Source organism: Marinomonas spartinae (assembly GCF_900089775.1).
GTDB classification, from domain to species: domain Bacteria; phylum Pseudomonadota; class Gammaproteobacteria; order Pseudomonadales; family Marinomonadaceae; genus Marinomonas; species Marinomonas spartinae.
In genome coordinates this window covers 45,788-65,431 of record NZ_FLOB01000017.1, presented here as the reverse complement: position 1 = coordinate 65,431, position 19,644 = coordinate 45,788, and the positions used below count along the sequence as shown (strand labels likewise).

The window sequence follows — 19,644 nt, the reverse complement described above, 5'->3', positions numbered from 1 at the left end:
AATGAGTTCGTTAAGTTAAAAGGAGGATAAAGACAAACCAACAGGCCAACAAAACGACCCGACACATCGGTTTACTTTCGCATCCTCGAAAATAAATGTCTACCCTATATTGACGCAGCAAACCGACTTCTCACCTTTTCTCTTCCCCTGAGTACTCTAAAGCTTCCCTATCTCCTTCATTCTTATATAAAAAAAGCAGTAACGATCAATCGAAACTGCTTTTTTCTCAACCTACTCGACGGACCAAACAACAGACCAAATCGAAAGATGACTTTATTAGGGTATTTTTAATTACTGTGTTTTCGACAACAAATAGCGTGTCAGCAAGGCAACCGGACGACCACTGGCCCCTTTTGCTGCCCCACCAGTCCATGCCGTACCAGCAATATCCAAGTGAGCCCATGGGTAAGATTCAGTAAAGCGAGACAAGAAGCACGCAGCCGTTACTGAGCCCGCTTCAGGGCCACCAATATTGGCAATGTCGGCGAAGTTACTATCAAGCTGTTGCTGATATTCTTCGTCCAGAGGCATTTGCCAGATTTTGTCCGCGGCAATTTGGCTGGCGGCCTTCAATTCAGAAGCGACAGCCTCATCATTTGCATACATTCCAGAATTCACCCCACCTAACGCCACGACACACGCACCCGTCAACGTCGCAATATCCACTACCGATTGTGGTTTAAAGCGCTCAATATAAGTCAACGCATCACACAACACCAAACGTCCTTCGGCATCGGTATTCAAGATTTCAACCGTTTTACCCGACATGGTTTTGACGATGTCGCCAGGCTTAGTCGCACGTGCACTTGGCATATTTTCAGCCGCTGCAATGACCGCCGTAAAATTCAGTTTAGGCTTCAACTCACAAATCGCCTTCATGGTACCGAAAACACTGGCCGCCCCACACATGTCGTACTTCATCTCGTCCATTTTAGGACCAGGTTTCAACGAAATACCACCCGTATCAAAGGTAATCCCTTTACCTAGCAACACATGAGCTGCTTCGTTTTCTGCACCGCCACGATAATGCATGACAATCAAATAGCTAGGCTGATCACTACCTCGACCTACAGACAGCATACAATGCATACCTAGCTCGTCCATCTTAGTTTCGTCTAGTAGCTCGACCTCAACTCCGTATTCTTCACCCAACATTTGCGCTTTTGACGCAAGGTAGTTTGGGGTACAAACATTGCCTGGTAGGTTACCCAATTGACGAGTAAAGGCCGACCCTGCTGCCGTTGCTACACCAATAGCAAGAGCCGCTTCATCACTTCCTTCAATCATCAAAGTATCGACTTTTGACACTTTCTCAGCATCATCTTGCTTAAAGCCAAGGAAGTTATAAAAGCCTTCATTCAACCATTGAGCAACCAAAGCAATGGTTTCCCCAGCGGAGCGATTTTTAGTGCCTAGTACAGCGCTTGCTACCGCGACTGTCGCATAAGGCAAAGACTTGATTTGTGACGCAACAGCGGCCACGACTTTGCGTGCCTGCATATCACTTAATTGTGTACTTTTGCCCACGCCCACCAATAAAACCGCTTGGGAAAAATCAGCGGATACACTTGGTAACAACAATGTCTGCGCCAAGCTGCCTTTGAAAACACCACTTTCACGTAGTGATGTGAGTTGACCGTCAGAGTTCGCATCAATCCAAGCGCTTGATTCTGGTAATTCGCCTTCGCTAGGAACGAAAGTTACCAACAAATCCGCTTGAACATTAGACAAGCGATCGAATAAAACCGTATTCATGAAAGATTCCTTAAAATAACTTTGCAAAAAAAACTGGATAATCTTCTTCTTAGCACGAGATAATGGGGGCCTTTAATTTGTATTCAACTCTGCATAAAGAAAGCATTACCCAACTGAGGTGACCTTGAGATTATTTAGATACTTGGCGAAAGAAGTGTTGATGTCAACTGCTGGCGTGACATTCATTTTGCTTATCGTCATCCTGAGCGGCCAATTCGTCAACTACTTAAGTCGTACGACGGATGGCAAGATGACCTTCAAATTCTTATTTATCATACTTGGCTACCACACACCTAGCTTTATACAAATGATTTTGCCATTAGCCTTTTTCCTGTCTCTGCTATTGGCATTTGGCCGGTTATATATAGAAAATGAAATGTCAGTATTGTTTTCCTGTGGGATAAGCAAGCTCAAATTGGCATCATACACCCTAGGCATTGCCTTGATTGTTGGCCTAATGAGTGCTGCACTGAACTTTTGGATTGCACCGACCAGTGAATACAATTCAGAAAAAGCTTCTCAAGAGCAAGACCAACTATCTGCTTTTGACTTTCTCCAACCTGGACGTTTTCAAGGCTCAGGACAACGCACCACCTATATTGACAGCATTACCAAAAAGGAAGGCTGGATGAACCAGATATTTCTATCCAGCTTAACGCGCAAAAATAACCTCAATATACCCACAGTGCTGATGGCCGACTACGCAGAAGAAATAAAAATGAAAAGCAACAAAGGGTTAGATTACCTTGTCTTTAAAAATGGCACCCGATATGAGGGTATACCTGGTACCGCCAATTACCGCGTCACCAAGTTCGACACCTATGCCATGCGACTAAAGCAAAACGCTCCTAGACCTATTACCGACCCTGAAACACGCAGCACTTTATACTTACTAAAAAGTTCGATTCCCACAGACGTAGCCGAGCTTCAATGGCGCATTTCGCTCGTCATCATGATTCCTATTCTTGCCATCATCGGGTTATCACTTAGCCAAGTGAACCCACGACAAGGACGTTTTTTCAAAATGATGCCAGCGATCCTTTTAATGATTTTCTACATCGCCCTTCTCATTTGGGGGCGTACGGCTCTCAAAAAAGGCTCCATACCCATTGAGTATGGGTTATGGTGGATACATGGCATATTTATACTGATTGCCGCTGGCCTCTTTCTTCAATATAACCAAGTATTTTTTCGCCGTAAGGCTAGACTACCGAAATCTAACCAAAGCAACTCAGGCACAAACGAGCCAACTTCATGAATAAGATAGACAGATACATTGCCAGTAGCGTTCTATGGGCCTTTTTAATCGTTATATTTGTACTACTTGGGTTAGATTACGCCCTGACCTTTATCGATAAGATTAAACAGGTTGATGACCATTACCCTATTTCTGCTCTGCTACAAGTGCTGCTCTTTCGTCTGCCAGGCAAGCTTGCTGAATACATTCCTATCGCCTCCTTGATTGGCACGCTCATGGGACTCGGCACACTGGCTTCCACATCAGAGCTTACCGTTATGCGTGCCGCTGGCTTACCTATCTGGCGTATAGGGTTAGCGGCTTGTCAGCCTATATTATTAGTGTCATTAATCGGCTTAGCCATTTCTGAATACGTTGCGCCTGTTGCCGAACAAAAAGCTAACTTAATTGAACAGATTCGAGACCAACAAGACACTAACTTTGCACTAACAGGTGGGGTATGGCTTAAGGCTGATAAGAAATTCGTCTACATTAACGCGGCCGATAACACCGGAAAACTGTATGGCATTATCGTCTACACCCCCGATAATGAAAAGTTGAAACGGGTCATCCGAGCGGATACAGCCACTCACAAAAAGGGCGATGAATGGATACTAAACAATGTCCGCGAAACGCTGTTCTTCCCGGATCATACCGAAGCCAAGCGCTTTAAAACCATGGACTGGAGCGTCAGCATTAAACCTGAGCACTTATTCTTGGCCTCACAGGATCCTGATTCGTTGTCGCTCTCACAGCTATCAAACTATAAAGACTACTTAGAAACACAACATCAAGATGCCTCCCAGTATGCCTTGGAGTTCTGGCAAAAAGCACTAAGGCCATTGGGCTCACTTGCCCTAGTACTGGTTGCCTTATCCAGCGTATTTGGTCCATTGCGCTCATCCACTATGGGAGGGCGGATTTTCTCAGGGGTAATGATTGGACTGGCCTTCCAAAACGGTTTAAACCTCTTTGGACAAATGAGCGTAGCCGCCCACTTCCCACCAGCCATCGGTGTCAGCATTCCAATTGTGCTTTGCACTCTGGCTGCACTCTATTTAATGCGACGCAAAGGTTAATAAAAAGGGTTAAGTCCCTCCACGACTAGGCCCAATCAAATGGCTAGGATTGCATGAAACGTTCAATCCTAGCGATGGCTTCTACCAATCTTTCTTCCTCACAAGTGTAAGCAAAGCGCACATATTGGTGCGCATTCGCTATACCAAAATCGGCTCCCGGTGTTAATGCCACATATTCTTGTTCTAAAAGCTGTAAACACCACGTCATCGCATCTGAGGTGACCGAAGACACATCAACAAACACATAAAATGCGCCCTGAGCTGGCGTAACAACAGGTAGACCAATGCGTTCCAGACCTTTTAACAACGCCAGTCGACGCTGATTTAATCGCTCTCGACGCGCCTCACATTCCGTCAACACCCCTTCATCAAAAGCATGCAAAGCGGCATATTGCGACATGGCGGGGGCACAAATAAAAAGATTTTGCGCTAACTTTATCGCCCCTTCAATCGCCCACTCCGGCACCACTATCCAACCTAATCGCCACCCTGTCATGGCAAAATACTTAGAAAAGCTATTGATGACGAAGAGATTATCATCCACCGATAACGCCGTGAAATCGTCGCCATCATAAACAAGTCCCTGATAAATCTCGTCGACCAACAGGTGTCCCCCCAGATCCTTCACCGCCTGCCAAGCTTGCTCTACATAGGCCCGACTCAATACAGCACCTGTTGGATTAGCAGGCGAAGCCAACCACAAACCAGCGGTCGTCGCTGACCAATATTGTGCTAGTCCATCCAGATCAATTTTAAATTCGTTGTCTGGTGAGGTTTCTATCAGTTTCGCTCGCCCTCCAGCTTGCAGTAAAAAATGACGATTGCAGGGATAACAAGGGTCCGGCATGATCACCTCTTCCCCCTCGTTTACCATTAAAGACGCCATTAATAGCAAAGCACCTGACGCACCGGGCGTGACAATAATTCGTTCAGGAGCCACGGACACCTTGTAACGAGAATGATAATAGCGGCTAATCGCCTGTTTTAGTTCTGGTAGCCCAGTTGCCGAGGTATAACCCGTTTGTGCCTGCCGAATGGCTTGCACTCCCGCTTCGCTCACCGCACTTGGGGCGACAAAGTCTGGCTCACCCACCTCAAGATGAATCACATCGTAACCATTGGCTTGAAGTTGTTTGGCTTTATCGAGAACGGCCATAACCTGAAAAGGCGCGATTTTACTGACTCGACGTGCTAATTGACCCTGCTTCATTGACGTATTCCTAATTCCGTTACATATTTCCATGAAATTTTGAGCAAAAAATGTGGTTAATAGTAAAATTATCTGGTAAGTTTCCGCCCGAAAAATAAACCACCTAATCTTTTTAGTTTACAGGTTACCACACAAGGTCGCCTGCGAAATGAGGCTATGCGTATGCCAAATACGAACCCGGAATCTTTAATGAAAGAATTCACCCCTTACGTTGCTAAGGAAGGTGAAGAATACATGAACGAGAACCAGTTGGCGCATTTTAAAAGCATACTGCTCAATTGGAAACAAGGCCTAATGGAAGAGGTTGACCGTACTGTACATCACCTCAAAGAGGAAGCGGTTAACTATGCTGACCCTAACGATAGAGCAAGCCAAGAAGAAGAGTTTAGCTTAGAATTGCGCGCTCGAGATCGTGAACGTAAGTTGGTCAAAAAGATCTCTCAGACCATTGAACGCATTAACGAAGATGATTATGGGTTCTGCGATGAATGTGGCATTGAAATCGGCATTCGCCGACTAGAGGCTCGTCCAACCGCAACCTTATGCATCGACTGTAAAACATTGGCCGAGATCAAAGAGAAACAAATCGGCGGCTAAGCTCATGTCGCAGTGTTACCGAGGCCGTTTTGCTCCATCGCCAACCGGCCCGCTTCACTTTGGCTCTTTGCTATGCGCTGTCGCCAGCTATCTGGACGCCCGACAGCGCAATGGCACTTGGCTCATCCGCATGGAAGATGTGGACGGCGTACGCTGCAAACCTGAGTATGCAGAGCAGATTCTTGCTACCCTGAACAGTTATCAGCTAATCTCTGATGAACCCGTTCGTTTTCAACTCCCTCACGCTGATATCTACGAGTACTACTTAGACCAACTTAAGCAACATAATCACGTTTTCCCTTGCAATTGCACCCGTCAATCTCTTGTTGAACACCAAGGCCGGCACCCTGACATTTGCCAAAGTACGACCAACAAACCGCATTCCTGGCGCCTAAAAACACAGAATGATGTGTATCGTTGCCACGATGCCATCCAAGGCACCTTACTATTTGAACAAGACCTAACAGGCAACCACCCCATTCTCAAGCGCAAAGACGGCTACTTTTCGTATCAGCTTGCCGTAGTAATCGACGATCACAAACAAGGTATCACCCATTTGGTCCGTGGCGCGGACTTAATAGACACCACAGCTCAGCAACTATACCTGTTCGACTTATTCGGCTGGCCACCCCCTAAACTTTGCCATATTCCTTTAATCGTTAATGAACAGCGCGAAAAAATCAGCAAGCAAAACCACGCTAAAGCCGTTCCAAATGGTGACTTGGCAACGTTAAAGCGCGTTATGTACTATCTGGGTATTCAAACCGATCACACCACAAACATTCAAGAAACACTCATTCAAGCTATCCCCCAATGGTCGCCCAATACGTTCACCAAGCAACGTGTCATGACTTTACAAGCCAGTGACACTCACTTCCTCTAAGCTTCATACATCGTCTTACAACCCCAGCAAATCTATCATCCTGATAGGTTTATTTTTTCTATTCAAGGGATATCGAGTGTGTATAATCGTTGCACTGGTTACAAGAGGTGACAAAATGCATCACATAATGATAATAAGTCCTGATCATTCGCCGCTAAAAGAAGCAGACAAATGGCTTTCGCGCTATGGTTTTCAAGTCAACCTAAGCCACTCGTTTGAACAGGCCCACAAATTTTATGAACTAAAAGACTTTGATCTTCTACTTGTGGATAACGACTGTCTCACCGAGGCAACGCCACAGCAACTGAACAACACTCCGCCAAGGATTGTACTGGATACAAAACCCGGCCTGAATATCGCAGTACAAACCATGTCATTAGGGGCCAAGTATTACCTACCTCTTCCTACGGATTCTGAAACCTTGTTAAAACACGTTATCGATGCGCTGGAAAATACCCAGAGCCAAGCCGACATCGCAAGCGAAAGAAACCAAGATAGTAAACTAGCCAAAGAAGCACCACTGCTTTTTGCACGTTCAGAACAAGAAGAGCAATCCATGCGATTGGGCTATGAAGACAGCACCATTATTGGACGCTGCCCGCCGATGGAAGAGCTTTTCAGCGACATACGCAAAGTCGCCAGTACGGATGTTACCGTACTAATCCGAGGCGAATCGGGTACAGGTAAAGAACTGGTTGCCAAAGCCCTCCATGATTTAAGTAAACGCAACAACAAGCCCTTGATCAGTGTCAACTGTGCTGCCATACCAGAAAACCTTATTGAATCAGAACTTTTTGGTCATGAGAAAGGGGCATTCACAGGGGCTTCCAGCGCCCGAGATGGCCTGATTTACGCCGCAGACCATGGCACTCTCTTTCTAGACGAGATCGGCGAGCTCCCACTTGAGGCTCAAGCCCGCTTATTGCGCGTACTACAGGAAGGGGAAATACGCCGTGTTGGTGCCGTCCAAGCCACCAAAGTGGATATTAGATTGATCACAGCAACACACCGAGACTTAATGGATATGGTTCGGCGGAGACAATTTCGTGAGGATTTATACTACCGTCTGTACGTCATGGAACTGATCATCCCTCCCCTCAGAGAACGCGGTGATGACATTTCCATGATCGCCAAAAACCTACTGGAAAAGGCCTGTAAAAAGCACAACCGTCCCTTATTGGCTTACAACAAAAGCTTTGATAAAGCGATTCGCGATCATCATTGGCCAGGTAATGTTCGAGAACTCGAAAACGCCATTGAGCGCGCTGTCATCTTGAGCCCTGCCAACAAAGTCGAAGCAGCTAACCTGAAAATTTCATCTCGACATACCAGTCAGGCCGCCAGCCACGCACAGCAGATTGAAAAAGCTCAGGAGGAGGCCCGTTCATCAATGACGCCATCAACGGGCACAACATTGGATGATTACTTTAAACACTTTGTTCTCTCGCACCAACATAAAATGACCGAGACTCAACTTGCACATTCTTTGGGCATATCTAGAAAAAGCCTGTGGGAAAGGAGACAAAAGCTTGGCATACCCAGACAAGTAACAGAAAATAAGTAACACTTGATACCAAATTACACATAAAAAAATAGAAATTTTGCAAGCAAAGCGTACAGAAAAAACATAAAACTTAATAAATTCAATGGATTATATTTTTTGGCACAACTCGTGCTCTATATAGAACACAACGATAAGAAGATTGACGAAGAATAAAAATAAGTTAATCAGTCGTCGTATGTTCTTAATAATAAAAATAAAAAACAAGAATACCGTAGCCTCTCAAAACAAAAATAAAAACGTGAGGCTATGGATGGAAAATCGCTTTGGATAATTGATTTTTTTAGATATATAAGCCTTCGGGCAATGAAAACATTGCAATAATAAAAATAAAACCTGAGTAGAACTGCTGAAGCAGCACCCACTTTGTTTTCGGAACTAGTATCTTCATGTATCCAAAGCGATTATTTTGTTTTCGGGCTTTACCCGATATGTCTCTCCCCTTTCTGTTCTATCTACACTATATTCGCTTAATCCATATACTCTATTATCCGTGTAACTTTCGTCTCGCACGTGTAGAATACGGTTTTTGTTAACTTAAAAATTTGTTGTCCAATGCTTACAGGATTAAAATCTCTGGTACGTAAAGCCACCTCACTATTAACCCCTAAAAAGGAACAGACTTACCCCATTATCATTCCGCGTAGTGACCATACTCTGTCTCGTCAGAACTTAAGTCCCAATGCCGTGAAAGTCTTATATCGCTTGAATAAAGCAGGGTTTGATGCCTATCTTGTTGGCGGTTGTATCCGCGATCATTTAATCGGTGTTATCCCAAAAGATTTTGATGTGGTCACTAACGCCACACCGGAAGAAGTGAATGCTTTATTCTCGAACTCCCGGTTGATCGGACGACGCTTTCGACTGGTACATGTGACCTTTGGCCGCGAGATAATAGAAGTATCGACCTTCAGAGCAAACAGCGCTCAAGACGATGACACTTTCCAAAAAAACAAACCTCAAGACTCGCTAAAAGGCAAAGATTCAGCCCGCTCAGCCCATGGTATTGTGCTACGTGACAATGTCTATGGCAGCATCGAAGAAGATGCAGAACGTCGCGACTTTACCTTCAATGCGCTGTACTACAACGTCAAAGATTTCAGTATCCACGATTACTGTGGTGGCTTGGCAGATATTGAAAACCAACAAATTCGCATCATTGGTGATCCCCGTCAGCGTTATCAAGAAGACCCCGTACGTATGCTGCGTGCGATCCGCTTTGCCGGAAAACTAGACTTTGAAATAGAAGAAGAGACTGCCGCCCCCATAAAAGAAATGGCGCATTTACTAGACCATATCCCCCCGGCTCGTCTGTTTGAAGAAGTTTTAAAACTCCTTGGCAGCGGTAATGGCGCTAAAACCTTCCATTTGCTCAGACAATACGGCCTGTTTAAGTACCTATTTCCTGATACGGAAGCGCTGTTACAAAGTGGATGGAAACGAGAAGATATCGATCCAATGGCCTTCATTCTGCAAGGCTTAGAAAATACCGATAAGCGTATCCAAAGTGGCAAAACCACCGCCCCTTATTTCTTATACGCTATCATGCTGTGGCCAAGTGTGGCACTGCGTCATGAAGAATTTCAAACGCAGGGCATGCCCGCTACGCCAGCCCTTCATCAAGCGGCTAGCATGGTCTTAGACAACCAAGTCGCTTCTACTGCTATTCCAAGACGCTTCTCTACACCCATGCGAGAAATCTGGGACATGCAATTCCGTCTACCTAAGCGCTATGGTAAGCGTGCTTTTATCCTACTTGAACATCCTCGCTTTCGTGCCGCCTTCGATTTCTTATTAATCCGTGAATTAAGTGGCACAAATTTAGGTGGCCTTGGCACTTGGTGGGAAGCCTTCCAGTTTGCCAATGAACAAGAGCAAAGAGACTTGGTTAGAAGCATCGATGCTCGCTCTAACGATAAAGAAGCGGCCAAAAAACGTCGCCCTCGCCGTCGCAGAAAAAGCAACGCGCCACGTCGAGAAGCACCAAACGAATAAGAGGTAGCCTTTGTGACACTTGCTTATATAGGACTGGGTAGCAATCTTGAAAACCCTGTGGCGCAAATAAAAAGTGCCATATCGGATTTAAAAGCACATTCTGAGTTGCAACAACTGCGGGTCTCATCACTATACTCCAGCAAACCTGTTGGACCACAAGATCAACCCGATTATGTAAATGCTGTTGCCTCTTTTCATACCGCCCTCTCACCTATTGCCCTGTTAGATGTATTACAAAGCATAGAACAGGCACACCATAGAATTCGAGAACGCCACTGGGGTCCGAGAACACTAGATCTTGATTTACTGCTATTTGGCGACGAACATATTCAACTCCCTCGCCTTACGGTTCCCCACCCTTATATGCTAGAAAGAGGGTTTGTCATCCGTCCTCTGATGGATCTTGCCCCAGAATTGCGCCTTGCTAACGGACACAGCGTTAAGGAGCATGTACACCAACTTGATACCAGCGACCTGGTGTCTATTGATGAAGAAGAATAGACTATGTACTCAGATAACTCTCAAAAAAAGCTTACTAAGCCTGTCACCTTATCGACGCTTAAAAAAATGAAAGCGGATAAAGAGAAAATCACCTGCCTAACATGCTATGACGCCTCATTTACCAATGTGATGAACGCTGCTGGCGTGGAAACCATTTTGATAGGGGATTCCCTTGGCATGGTTGTACAAGGTCAAGATAGCACCTTACCCGTCACCATCGAAGACATGTGCTATCACACAGCAGCAGTTAAGCGCGGTAACACTAATGCGCTCATTATCACCGACATGCCTTTTATGAGTTACAGCGACCCTAAACAAGCCTTGGATAACGCCGCCAAGCTGATGCAAGCGGGCGCGCATATGGTCAAACTAGAAGGCGGCAGCTGGTTAGCAGAAACCATACAACTGTTGAGCCAACGGGGCATTCCTGTCTGCGCACATTTAGGCCTCACCCCTCAGTCTGTACATAAGTTTGGTGGTTACCGAGTGCAAGGCAAAGGCCAAGAAGCCGCAGACCTTTTGTTAGCCGATTCTTTGGCTTTAGTGGAAGCGGGAGCCGACCTATTTGTTTATGAATGTATTCCAACTGAGCTAGGCAAAGCGCTAACTGAAACCGTCCCAGTGCCTACTATTGGCATTGGCGCTGGACACCATACTGATGGCCAAGTCTTAGTCATGCACGATATGCTTGGCGTCAATTTAGGCCATACACCAAAATTCGTAAAAAACTTTTTAATCAACGGTCGCAATGTGACACAAGCCTTTGAAGCCTTCGTACAAGAAGTCAAAGACGTTACTTTTCCAGGACCTGAGCACGGATTTAAATCATGAAAACATTCCATACGGTTGCCGAGCTTCGCGCTGCACTCAAAATAGAACGCCTGAAAGACAAAAGTATCGCGTTTGTCCCAACCATGGGCAACCTGCATGACGGTCACATGTCACTGATTCGCAAGGCAAAAGAAGAAGGGGACATCATTGTCTCTTCCATCTTTGTTAATCCTATGCAGTTTTCGGATCAAAGCGATTTAGAACGCTACCCAAAGACCTTAGAAGAAGACAAACGCGTTCTTGAAGCCAATGGCTGTCATTATCTGTTTGCCCCAGATGCATTAGAGATGTACCCAGATGGCAAACGCAGCCAAACTCAAATTGAAGTCGTCGGCATTTCCGATATTCTTTGTGGTGCATCCCGCCCAGGACATTTTATTGGTGTTTCCACCGTCGTAACGAAATTATTTAATATTGTTCAGCCAGACTGTGCCATATTTGGTAACAAAGACTTTCAACAATTAAAAGTCATTGAGGACATGGTGCGCGACCTAAGCTCTAACGTGCGCATTATTGGCGTCGATACCGCGCGCAATGAAGATGGCCTTGCCATGAGTTCGCGTAACGGCTACCTCACAGAAGAAGAAAGACGCATTGCCCCCACAATTTATCAAACCCTGTTGTGGGCAAAAGATGCGCTAATAGCAAACCGTGCGAGTCGCGAGGACATCTGCGAACAAGCTCAACAGAAGCTTGAAGCAGCTGGTTTCCGTCGTGATTATTTTGAAATCTGCGCACAAGATACTTTACAAACACCGTCAGAAGAAGAGAAGCGCCTAGTCATTTTGACTGCGGCATACCTAGGCAAAGCACGCCTGATTGATAACTTGCGTGTAGAACTGGCCTAATTCACTTTGAGACCAAGGGAGATTGTAATGCGTTCACCCACAGAATTTACCGCTTGGAAAGCATTAACAGAACACCAGAAAGAAATGGCTTCTGTTAATATAGCATCCCTGTTTGCCAACGACCCACAACGAGCCATAAAGTACACGACTGACGCGGCTGGTTGGACATTGGATTATGCCAAAAATCGTGCTAGCGATAAGACATTATCGCTACTCATAGACTTAGTAAAAGAGGCTGGCCTAGAAAACGCCATCCAAAAAATGTTCAGCGGCGAGCACCTCAACAGCACTGAAGATCGTTCGGTTTTACACGTCGCTCTTCGTGCCAGTCAGGCACAAAAGAGCCTCATAGTCGATGGTGTCGATGTACTCGCCGAGGTTCGCGCGACCCTTAAGCAAATGGAAACCTTTGTTAAGCAATTACACAGTGGCGAATGGAAAGGCTATACAGGCAAGCGTATTACAGATGTCGTATCAATCGGTATCGGCGGCTCATACCTTGGTCCAAAAGTCGTAACTGAAGCGTTAACCCCCTACAAAAAAGACGACATTACAGTTCACTTCGTTGCCAACATCGATGGCTCAGACATCAGTGGCAAACTAAAGCGGCTTAATCCTGAGACGACGGTTTTTGTCATTTCATCAAAAACCTTCGGTACCTTAGAAACCTTGTCTAACGCCAACGCAGCGCGCGATTGGTTTCTTGGCAATGGCGGCTCACAAGATAACGTCAGTAAGCACTTTGCTGCGGTCAGTTCCAATGTAAAAAAAGCCGTTGATTTCGGTATGGCCGAAGAAAACATCTTCCCAATGTGGGACTGGGTGGGTGGTCGTTACTCACTCTGGTCAGCAATTGGTTTGCCCATTGCCATTGCCGTTGGCATGGACAACTTCTACGAGTTGCTGGATGGCGCTCATCAAATGGACGAGCATTTTCGTACAGCACCGTTTGAGAAAAACCTCCCTGTAATAATGGGTGCACTTGGCGTGTGGTACATCAATTTCCACAACGCCCAAACTCACGCTTTGATTCCTTACGATCATTACCTACGTGCCATGCCGGCCCATATCCAACAGCTTGATATGGAAAGTAACGGTAAATCGACCCTATTGAATGGCGATGGCGTAACAAACGACACAGGCCCCATCATTTGGGGTGGCGCAGGAACAAACGGCCAGCACGCTTACCACCAGCTACTGCATCAAGGTACACGCCTTGTACCTGTGGACTTTATCGCGCCATTGACCAGCCACAACCCCATTGGTGAACACCACGCGCACCTGTTTGCTAACTGCTTAAGTCAATCACAAGCATTGATGGTCGGTAAGAGCCTTGAGCAAGCCAAGCAAGAGCTGCGTGACACAGGGGCAACCCCAGAGCAAGTAGATGTCGTTGCGCCTCACAAAGTCATACCAGGTAACCGCCCTAGCAACACCCTACTGACCAATAAAATGACGCCCGCTACCGTGGGCGCCTTAATCGCCCTATACGAACACCGCACATTTGTGCAAGGGACTGTCTGGGGCATTAACTCATTCGATCAATGGGGCGTTGAACTGGGTAAAGTACTGGGGACAGACATCTACAATCGCCTAGTTAGTGACAGTGACAACAGTGTATTGGATACGTCAACTCAAGCTCTGATCGATGCCTTTAAAAAAGCTCAAGCTTAATTTTCTAGAAGCATTAAGTCCCTTTAACTTTTAAAAAAACACCAGCCAAGCCTGGTGTTTTTTTCTTTTCTATACATAACAATACAAAAACTCATTAAATCAGAACACTACTACTAACAAATTAAAGAAAACATCACTAAATTACAATAACATGACAAATAAAAACAATTTATTTCCTATTAATTCTAGCAAGTCTATTTTTTTAAGCGAAGATAAACATTTCATAACACTTAATATTAAGGTATGGACATGCTTAGCTTCTCGCAAAAACTCTATCTAGGATTTTCGACTGTCATTGCATTATTGGCATTGGTCGGTGGTACCGCCTATTTTGCTTTAAATAACGCATCAATTGGCTTTAATGAATACCGCTCTCTAGCAAGAGCTTCTAACGCGGTAGGCGAAATTCAGGCAAATATGCTGATGACTCGAACCAAGGAAAAGGACTTTATTTTAACAGGTAATCCTCAAGATAAAGAAGCATTTGATGACTACTTTAAACGCACCCAACAATTCATAGACGAGGCTACTTCCGACGTAACCACACCTCAAGATCTAAAAATGATCCGAGACTTGAAGGCCTCTCTAGACGGTTATATCAGTGGATTTGATAACGTTGTTACCTTAAAAAAACAAAGAACCGAGCTTGTTGAAAACACATTAAATATTAAAGGCCCCGAGATTGAAAAAAACTTAACAGGTTTACTCTTGTCTGTAAAAAATGAAGGCGACACTCAAGCCGCTTATAATATCGCGTTATCAATAAGAAGTTTACTACTCGCACGTTTATATGTGGTGAAGTTTTTAGAATCCAACGATCAAAGCTCTGCCGACAAAGTCAATAGCGAATTTAAAGACCTTATTACTCAATTAACTTCTCTTAATAAAGAACTAAAAAATCCAAGCGATAAAACACAACTCAATAAAATAATTCAAGATATCGCATTCTATAAAGATACCTTTAACCGTGTGGTGGCAGTCATTTCTGATCGTAATACCATCATTAGCGACAAGCTAAATCCAGTCGGCTCTATTGTCACTAAAGCCACACAAGAGCTTAACTTGTCCATCAAAAACACCCAAGATCAACTTGGTCCAAATTTAGTAGAAAGCAATACATTGGCGGTCTATTTTATCGAGGCCATCGTCGCCGTGGCGATTATATTAGGTATCACGGTCGCCTTTTTTATTACTCGAGCAACCACAAATCAGTTAGGTGGTGACCCTGCCCTCGTCACACGAGTTGTTAGAAGTGTCGCTGAAGGAGACTTAGAATTAGAGTTACAAAATAACAATGAGAAAGAAGCGAGCTTATATGCGGCCATCCGTAACATGGTAGAAAGTCTGAAAGAAAAAGCGGTCTTGGCACAAAAAATTGCTGACGGAGACTTATCGGCTAATGTCATGTTAGCCTCAGACAAAGACAGTCTCGGAAAAGCATTACAAGGTATGGTGAAAAATCTCAATACCATCCTGATGGAAATCCAAAACGCTGGAGATCAAATCGCAGCAGGCAGTTCACAAGTTTCTACCTTTAGTCATTCTCTTGCTGAAGGTGCCAATCAGCAAAAAGATAACCTACAAACCATTTCGGCTGCTTTGGAACAACTCTCGGTACAAACCAGTGAGAATGCAGAGTATGCGAAAAAAGCCAATTTACTGGCAGGGCAAGCTCAGCAAGCCGTAACACAAGGGCAATCTCATATGAAAGAGATGGTCATGGCAATGAAAGAAATTAATGAAGCAGGAGAAAGCATTGCGGGCTTTATTAAAACGATTGATGAAATAGCAGAACAAACGAACTTGCTGGCCCTAAATGCTGCCATTGAAGCCGCGAGGGCTGGCGAGCAAGGACGAGGCTTTGCTGTTGTGGCGGATGAGGTTCGAGGCTTAGCTTCTAGAAGTACCAGCGCTGCCGCTGAAACCGCCAAGTTAATACAATTATCATCCAGCAAAACAGAAAATGGCGTGACTATCGCTGAAAACACGGACAAGTCCTTACAAGCCGTGTTTGATGGCATTACTGAGACCTCATCTATCGTGGCTAAAATCGCAACCGCAAGTGAGGAACAAGCCCTTGCAGTGAATGAAGTAACTCAATCGATGACGTCTATTGGCGATGTGGTGGAGTTAAATGCATCAGGCTCAGTGGAAGGTGCTGCTGCTGCAGAAGAGCTCAGTAGTCAAAGCGCGGCCATGAAACAAACGATGGAACGTTTTACATTAGCTAGAGCATAGCGGTTGTTTTCTTGACTCTCTTGGATCACCCCTTTTATCGAGAGGTGATCCAACCACTTACTCACTTCTTTCCTCCCTACTCTTTGCACAAATGCTTTAACTACAGAGCAACAGCCATCCTTACTGCATATTTTTTGACCTATAAGCCTCTGGTGTAAATATTACTAATAAAAGCAGGAAGCTATCTTTAATAAATTGACATAGAGCTTCGACAGGATAAGAATAAAAACAAAAAGATGATAATGATAACAATTATCAATATTTATTGCGCTTTTATTTTTTACTTTCCGTCTAAAGAGAAACGCCCCATGCCATTACGTAATTTGCTTTTAGCCATACTGTTTTCAAGTGCTTGTCTTCCTGCTTATGCGGAACGTTTGGTACTTCAGCTGACACTGACTCCAACAGGCTTTTCTCCTAAACAGCTTACTGTCCCAGCTAATAAACGTATTCAAATAAAACTCGTTAATAAAACACAACAGGTTGCAGAATTAGAAAGCTATGACATGAAGTTCGAAAAGATCGCAGTGCCAAATGGCGATATTTCGGTTTTTACGGGTCCATTGAAAGCAGGGAAATATACCTTCTTCAACGACTATAGCGACCACGTGACCGGCACGGTAATCGTTAAAAAACCATAAGGATTCTTCGCTATGATTGCTGTTTTATTAATTGTCTTTAGAGAAGTGCTTGAAGCGGGATTGATTATTTCGATCGTCAGCGCAGCTTGTAAAGGATTAGCTATTCGTGCACAAGTGATAAGCGGCATCGTTATTGGCCTGATTGGCGCCATCATGCTAGCTAAATTCACCAGCTTAGTCGAATCATCACTGTCTGGTTATGGGCAAGAGATATTTACCGCCGTTATTTTATTGACCGCAACTTTGATGTTGGCTTGGCAAACGATATGGATGTCTGTCAAGGGCAGAGAGATGGCGGAAAAAAACCGCCAACATGTTAAAAGCCTATTGCTCGATGGTAAAGGCGGCTTCGCCATCACCATTGTTATCGCCATTGCCGTGTTACGTGAAGGGTCAGAAGTAGTGCTGTTCCTGTACAGTCTCTTCTTATCTTCCAGTCTAACGGAGAATAGTATGCTCATTGGCGGTCTGTCCGGTGTCTTACTAGGCATACTGGTGACTTATACTTTATATCGAGGCATCGTTATGATCCCTCTGCGTCATATTTTCTCTTCCAGCAACATTATTTTATCCGTCATCGCTGCAGGCCTCTCGAGCCAAGCGGTTGGCATTCTTGCCAATATTGGCTTCCTCCCACAGTGGGGCTCGCAAATTTGGAACAGCTCATTTTTATTATCCAGTAATAGTTGGGCTGGTGTATTAGCCCATTCCGTTATTGGCTATACAGCAACCCCTATGGGGATTCAACTAGTAACTTGGTGTGCCGTTTTATTGGTGATTTCTTTCACAACATATCGGCTTAAACACACCTATTACGCAAATAAGGAAAAACAATATGCAAGTCACGAGTAACAATATCAAAAAAGTCCTATCTTTAACGGCTATTTGCTGTAGCGCAGCCCTAATCAGCCAATACGCCAGTGCACGTGAATACCCTGTCGGAGGCCCAGTTCATAAAGATGGAATGGAGATTGCCTCATCTTATTTATTGAACATCAAGACACAGCCCTCCCCGACATCCATGGTAATGGGCAAAAATGTTATCCACTTAGAGTCAGACGTGCATGCCACTCAAGACAATAAATGGGGCTTTCCGAATGGCGCATGGATTCCTTATGTGAGTGTGGATTACGTGGTGACGAAAGTCGGTGACACCCATTTTATGAAGTTTGGCCAAATGCTTCCAATGACCGCTGCAGATGGCCCTCATTACGCCCATTCGGTGAAATTACCAGGCAAAGGAACCTATGTGGTTCATTTGAAATATACCGCACCGGATGAAAAAGGGTTTTTGCGTCATATTGATAAAGCAACAGGGGTACCTGCTTGGTTCAAACCGTTTGAGCTAACCTTTAAATTCAAATACCCACACGCATAACAGGCCATACATAGCGCAACACCTGTTGCGCTTTCTTTCCCCTATGAAAATCATAACGAAATTTATCATCGCAATTGTGCCTGTGATGGTTTTAGGTCTTATCAATCAAATGCTTACTTACCAACCAACAGGCCAGGATGATCGGGTACTCATATTTTTTGTTGGTAAGTGTGCCGCCATTGCGCTAGCAGGTGGACTGTTTTATCTGATCTATTACTTTTATATTGAAAAAGTTACAGCTAAGTTGACCATAAAATCCACCCGAGACATTATTTTTAGTGGCATTATTTTTCTTTGTATAGTGCCCTATCATATTGCCTACTTAGATGTTTTTGTCTGTTTTTTGATAGGCAATCTTATTTCTACCGTGAAGATTAAACATCAACACTATTTGTTTTATTTAAATGGCGCTATTGCTTCAAGGCTTGTTCTATTCATCATCCACTTGCCAATGATCCATTACAGCCAATACCATCCAGATATTGACGGTATCTCCTCTGCGACCCCATTATTGAAACTCGCCCTGACTCACCACTTTGACCTTACCCCCCATTCCTCTTTGTCACTCAAGCAACTCTTTTTAGGACAATGGCAAGGCAGCATCGGAGAGACCTCTAAGCTAGGTCTATGCCTTTCTTGTGTACTGTTAAGGTCTTTAAAATTAATAAAAATACTCCCCATCCTCGTTGGTTTGATTGCCAGCGCGATAAGCTATGCGCTCTTCCATCAAGAAATCGGTCTACCACTAAATAGCTATTTATCATTTATTCTCATGGGTGGCTTTATCTTTGGATTGATTTTTATGACATCAGACCTCTTTACATCAAGATTGAGCCTCCTTCAACGCTGTCTCTATGTCATGTGCATTGGCTTTTTATGTATCACCTATCGAGCTTTTCTACCGTTTCCTGAAGGTATGTTACTCGCCATCATTTCAAGCCAAGCAATCTTTGCCCTCGCGGTAGCAGGTAAACACCTATGCTCTGAAATATGGAAACACAACCTAAGCCCTCCTCATCATCCTCTGCTATAGAAAGCTTTCCATTAGCCACATCGAACGAATGAACCACTCCCTCCATTTTCACCACTTGGAAAACAGATCAAAAATAACAAAAAATGGCACATTTCATACTTTTCATTGTCATAATGTGATAATAAATTGAATCCGTAGTCATTTTTTACTATGTTCTTAGCTGTGCATTACATGTTTCTGAAA

The 19,644-nt window shown here is 44.5% G+C and carries 17 protein-coding genes; 15 read left to right on the top strand and 2 right to left on the bottom strand.

Features of this window, described 5'->3' with window-relative positions; all coding sequences use genetic code 11:
- Nucleotides 1–291 precede the first annotated feature (291 nt).
- A complete protein-coding gene (locus tag MSP8886_RS20290) occupies nt 292–1,755 on the bottom strand; it encodes a leucyl aminopeptidase (RefSeq protein WP_067020376.1) in 1,464 nt (487 codons plus the stop codon).
- A 118-nt stretch (nt 1,756–1,873) separates the two neighbouring features.
- Between MSP8886_RS20290 and lptF the strand changes: the two genes are divergently transcribed.
- Both lptF and lptG read left to right on the top strand, forming a co-directional pair.
- On the top strand, nt 1,874–3,013 hold the full coding sequence (lptF, locus tag MSP8886_RS20285; RefSeq protein WP_083201068.1) for an LPS export ABC transporter permease LptF: 1,140 nt from the start codon (nt 1,874–1,876) through the stop codon (nt 3,011–3,013).
- Complete coding sequence (gene lptG / locus MSP8886_RS20280) at nt 3,010–4,071, top strand: LPS export ABC transporter permease LptG (RefSeq protein ID WP_067020373.1); 1,062 nt, start codon at nt 3,010–3,012, stop codon at nt 4,069–4,071. Before lptF ends, lptG begins: the two co-directional genes overlap by 4 nt.
- Before the next feature lie 43 nt (nt 4,072–4,114).
- Here the strand turns inward: lptG and MSP8886_RS20275 are convergent, their stop codons facing one another.
- Complete coding sequence (locus MSP8886_RS20275; protein WP_067020370.1) at nt 4,115–5,281, bottom strand: aminotransferase class I/II-fold pyridoxal phosphate-dependent enzyme; 1,167 nt, start codon at nt 5,279–5,281, stop codon at nt 4,115–4,117.
- Nucleotides 5,282–5,443: 162 nt separating this feature from the next.
- Here MSP8886_RS20275 and dksA point away from each other — a divergent pair, with 162 nt between their 5' ends.
- From dksA to MSP8886_RS20210, 13 genes are all read left to right on the top strand, one after another.
- Entirely contained in the window at nt 5,444–5,878 is a 435-nt protein-coding gene (gene dksA, locus MSP8886_RS20270; protein ID WP_067020367.1) for an RNA polymerase-binding protein DksA, read from the top strand.
- Nucleotides 5,879–5,882: 4 nt separating this feature from the next.
- Complete coding sequence (gene gluQRS, locus MSP8886_RS20265) at nt 5,883–6,761, top strand: tRNA glutamyl-Q(34) synthetase GluQRS (RefSeq protein WP_067020364.1); 879 nt, start codon at nt 5,883–5,885, stop codon at nt 6,759–6,761.
- A gap of 115 nt (nt 6,762–6,876) precedes the next feature.
- Complete coding sequence (locus MSP8886_RS20260) at nt 6,877–8,325, top strand: sigma-54-dependent transcriptional regulator (protein WP_067020362.1); 1,449 nt, start codon at nt 6,877–6,879, stop codon at nt 8,323–8,325.
- Nucleotides 8,326–8,877: 552 nt separating this feature from the next.
- On the top strand, nt 8,878–10,317 hold the full coding sequence (gene pcnB, locus MSP8886_RS20255) for a polynucleotide adenylyltransferase PcnB (RefSeq protein ID WP_067020359.1): 1,440 nt from the start codon (nt 8,878–8,880) through the stop codon (nt 10,315–10,317).
- Nucleotides 10,318–10,329: 12 nt separating this feature from the next.
- Nucleotides 10,330–10,818 (top strand): 2-amino-4-hydroxy-6-hydroxymethyldihydropteridine diphosphokinase, encoded by a 489-nt coding sequence (folK, locus tag MSP8886_RS20250; protein WP_067020355.1) that lies wholly within the window; start codon nt 10,330–10,332, stop codon nt 10,816–10,818.
- Between the two features lie 3 nt (nt 10,819–10,821).
- Nucleotides 10,822–11,649 (top strand): 3-methyl-2-oxobutanoate hydroxymethyltransferase, encoded by an 828-nt coding sequence (gene panB, locus MSP8886_RS20245; RefSeq protein ID WP_067020352.1) that lies wholly within the window; start codon nt 10,822–10,824, stop codon nt 11,647–11,649.
- Nucleotides 11,646–12,497, top strand: coding sequence for a pantoate--beta-alanine ligase (gene panC / locus MSP8886_RS20240; RefSeq protein ID WP_067020350.1), 852 nt, complete (start codon nt 11,646–11,648; stop codon nt 12,495–12,497). The genes panB and panC overlap by 4 nt, the downstream gene beginning before the upstream one ends.
- Before the next feature lie 27 nt (nt 12,498–12,524).
- Entirely contained in the window at nt 12,525–14,171 is a 1,647-nt protein-coding gene (pgi, locus tag MSP8886_RS20235) for a glucose-6-phosphate isomerase (protein WP_067020347.1), read from the top strand.
- 249 nt (nt 14,172–14,420) lie between these two features.
- On the top strand, nt 14,421–16,409 hold the full coding sequence (locus MSP8886_RS20230) for a HAMP domain-containing methyl-accepting chemotaxis protein (protein ID WP_067020343.1): 1,989 nt from the start codon (nt 14,421–14,423) through the stop codon (nt 16,407–16,409).
- 308 nt (nt 16,410–16,717) lie between these two features.
- Nucleotides 16,718–17,050 (top strand): cupredoxin domain-containing protein, encoded by a 333-nt coding sequence (locus tag MSP8886_RS20225; RefSeq protein ID WP_067020340.1) that lies wholly within the window; start codon nt 16,718–16,720, stop codon nt 17,048–17,050.
- A gap of 12 nt (nt 17,051–17,062) precedes the next feature.
- Entirely contained in the window at nt 17,063–17,902 is an 840-nt protein-coding gene (locus MSP8886_RS20220) for an FTR1 family iron permease (RefSeq protein WP_067020337.1), read from the top strand.
- Nucleotides 17,886–18,428: an iron transporter gene (locus MSP8886_RS20215; RefSeq protein WP_067020334.1), complete on the top strand. Its 543-nt coding sequence runs from the start codon at nt 17,886–17,888 to the stop codon at nt 18,426–18,428. The genes MSP8886_RS20220 and MSP8886_RS20215 overlap by 17 nt, the downstream gene beginning before the upstream one ends.
- Nucleotides 18,429–18,471: 43 nt before the next feature.
- The gene (locus MSP8886_RS20210) at nt 18,472–19,461 is read left to right on the top strand and encodes an RnfABCDGE type electron transport complex subunit D (RefSeq protein WP_067020331.1); all 990 of its coding nucleotides are present in this window, start codon (nt 18,472–18,474) and stop codon (nt 19,459–19,461) included.
- Nucleotides 19,462–19,644: the final 183 nt, after the last annotated feature.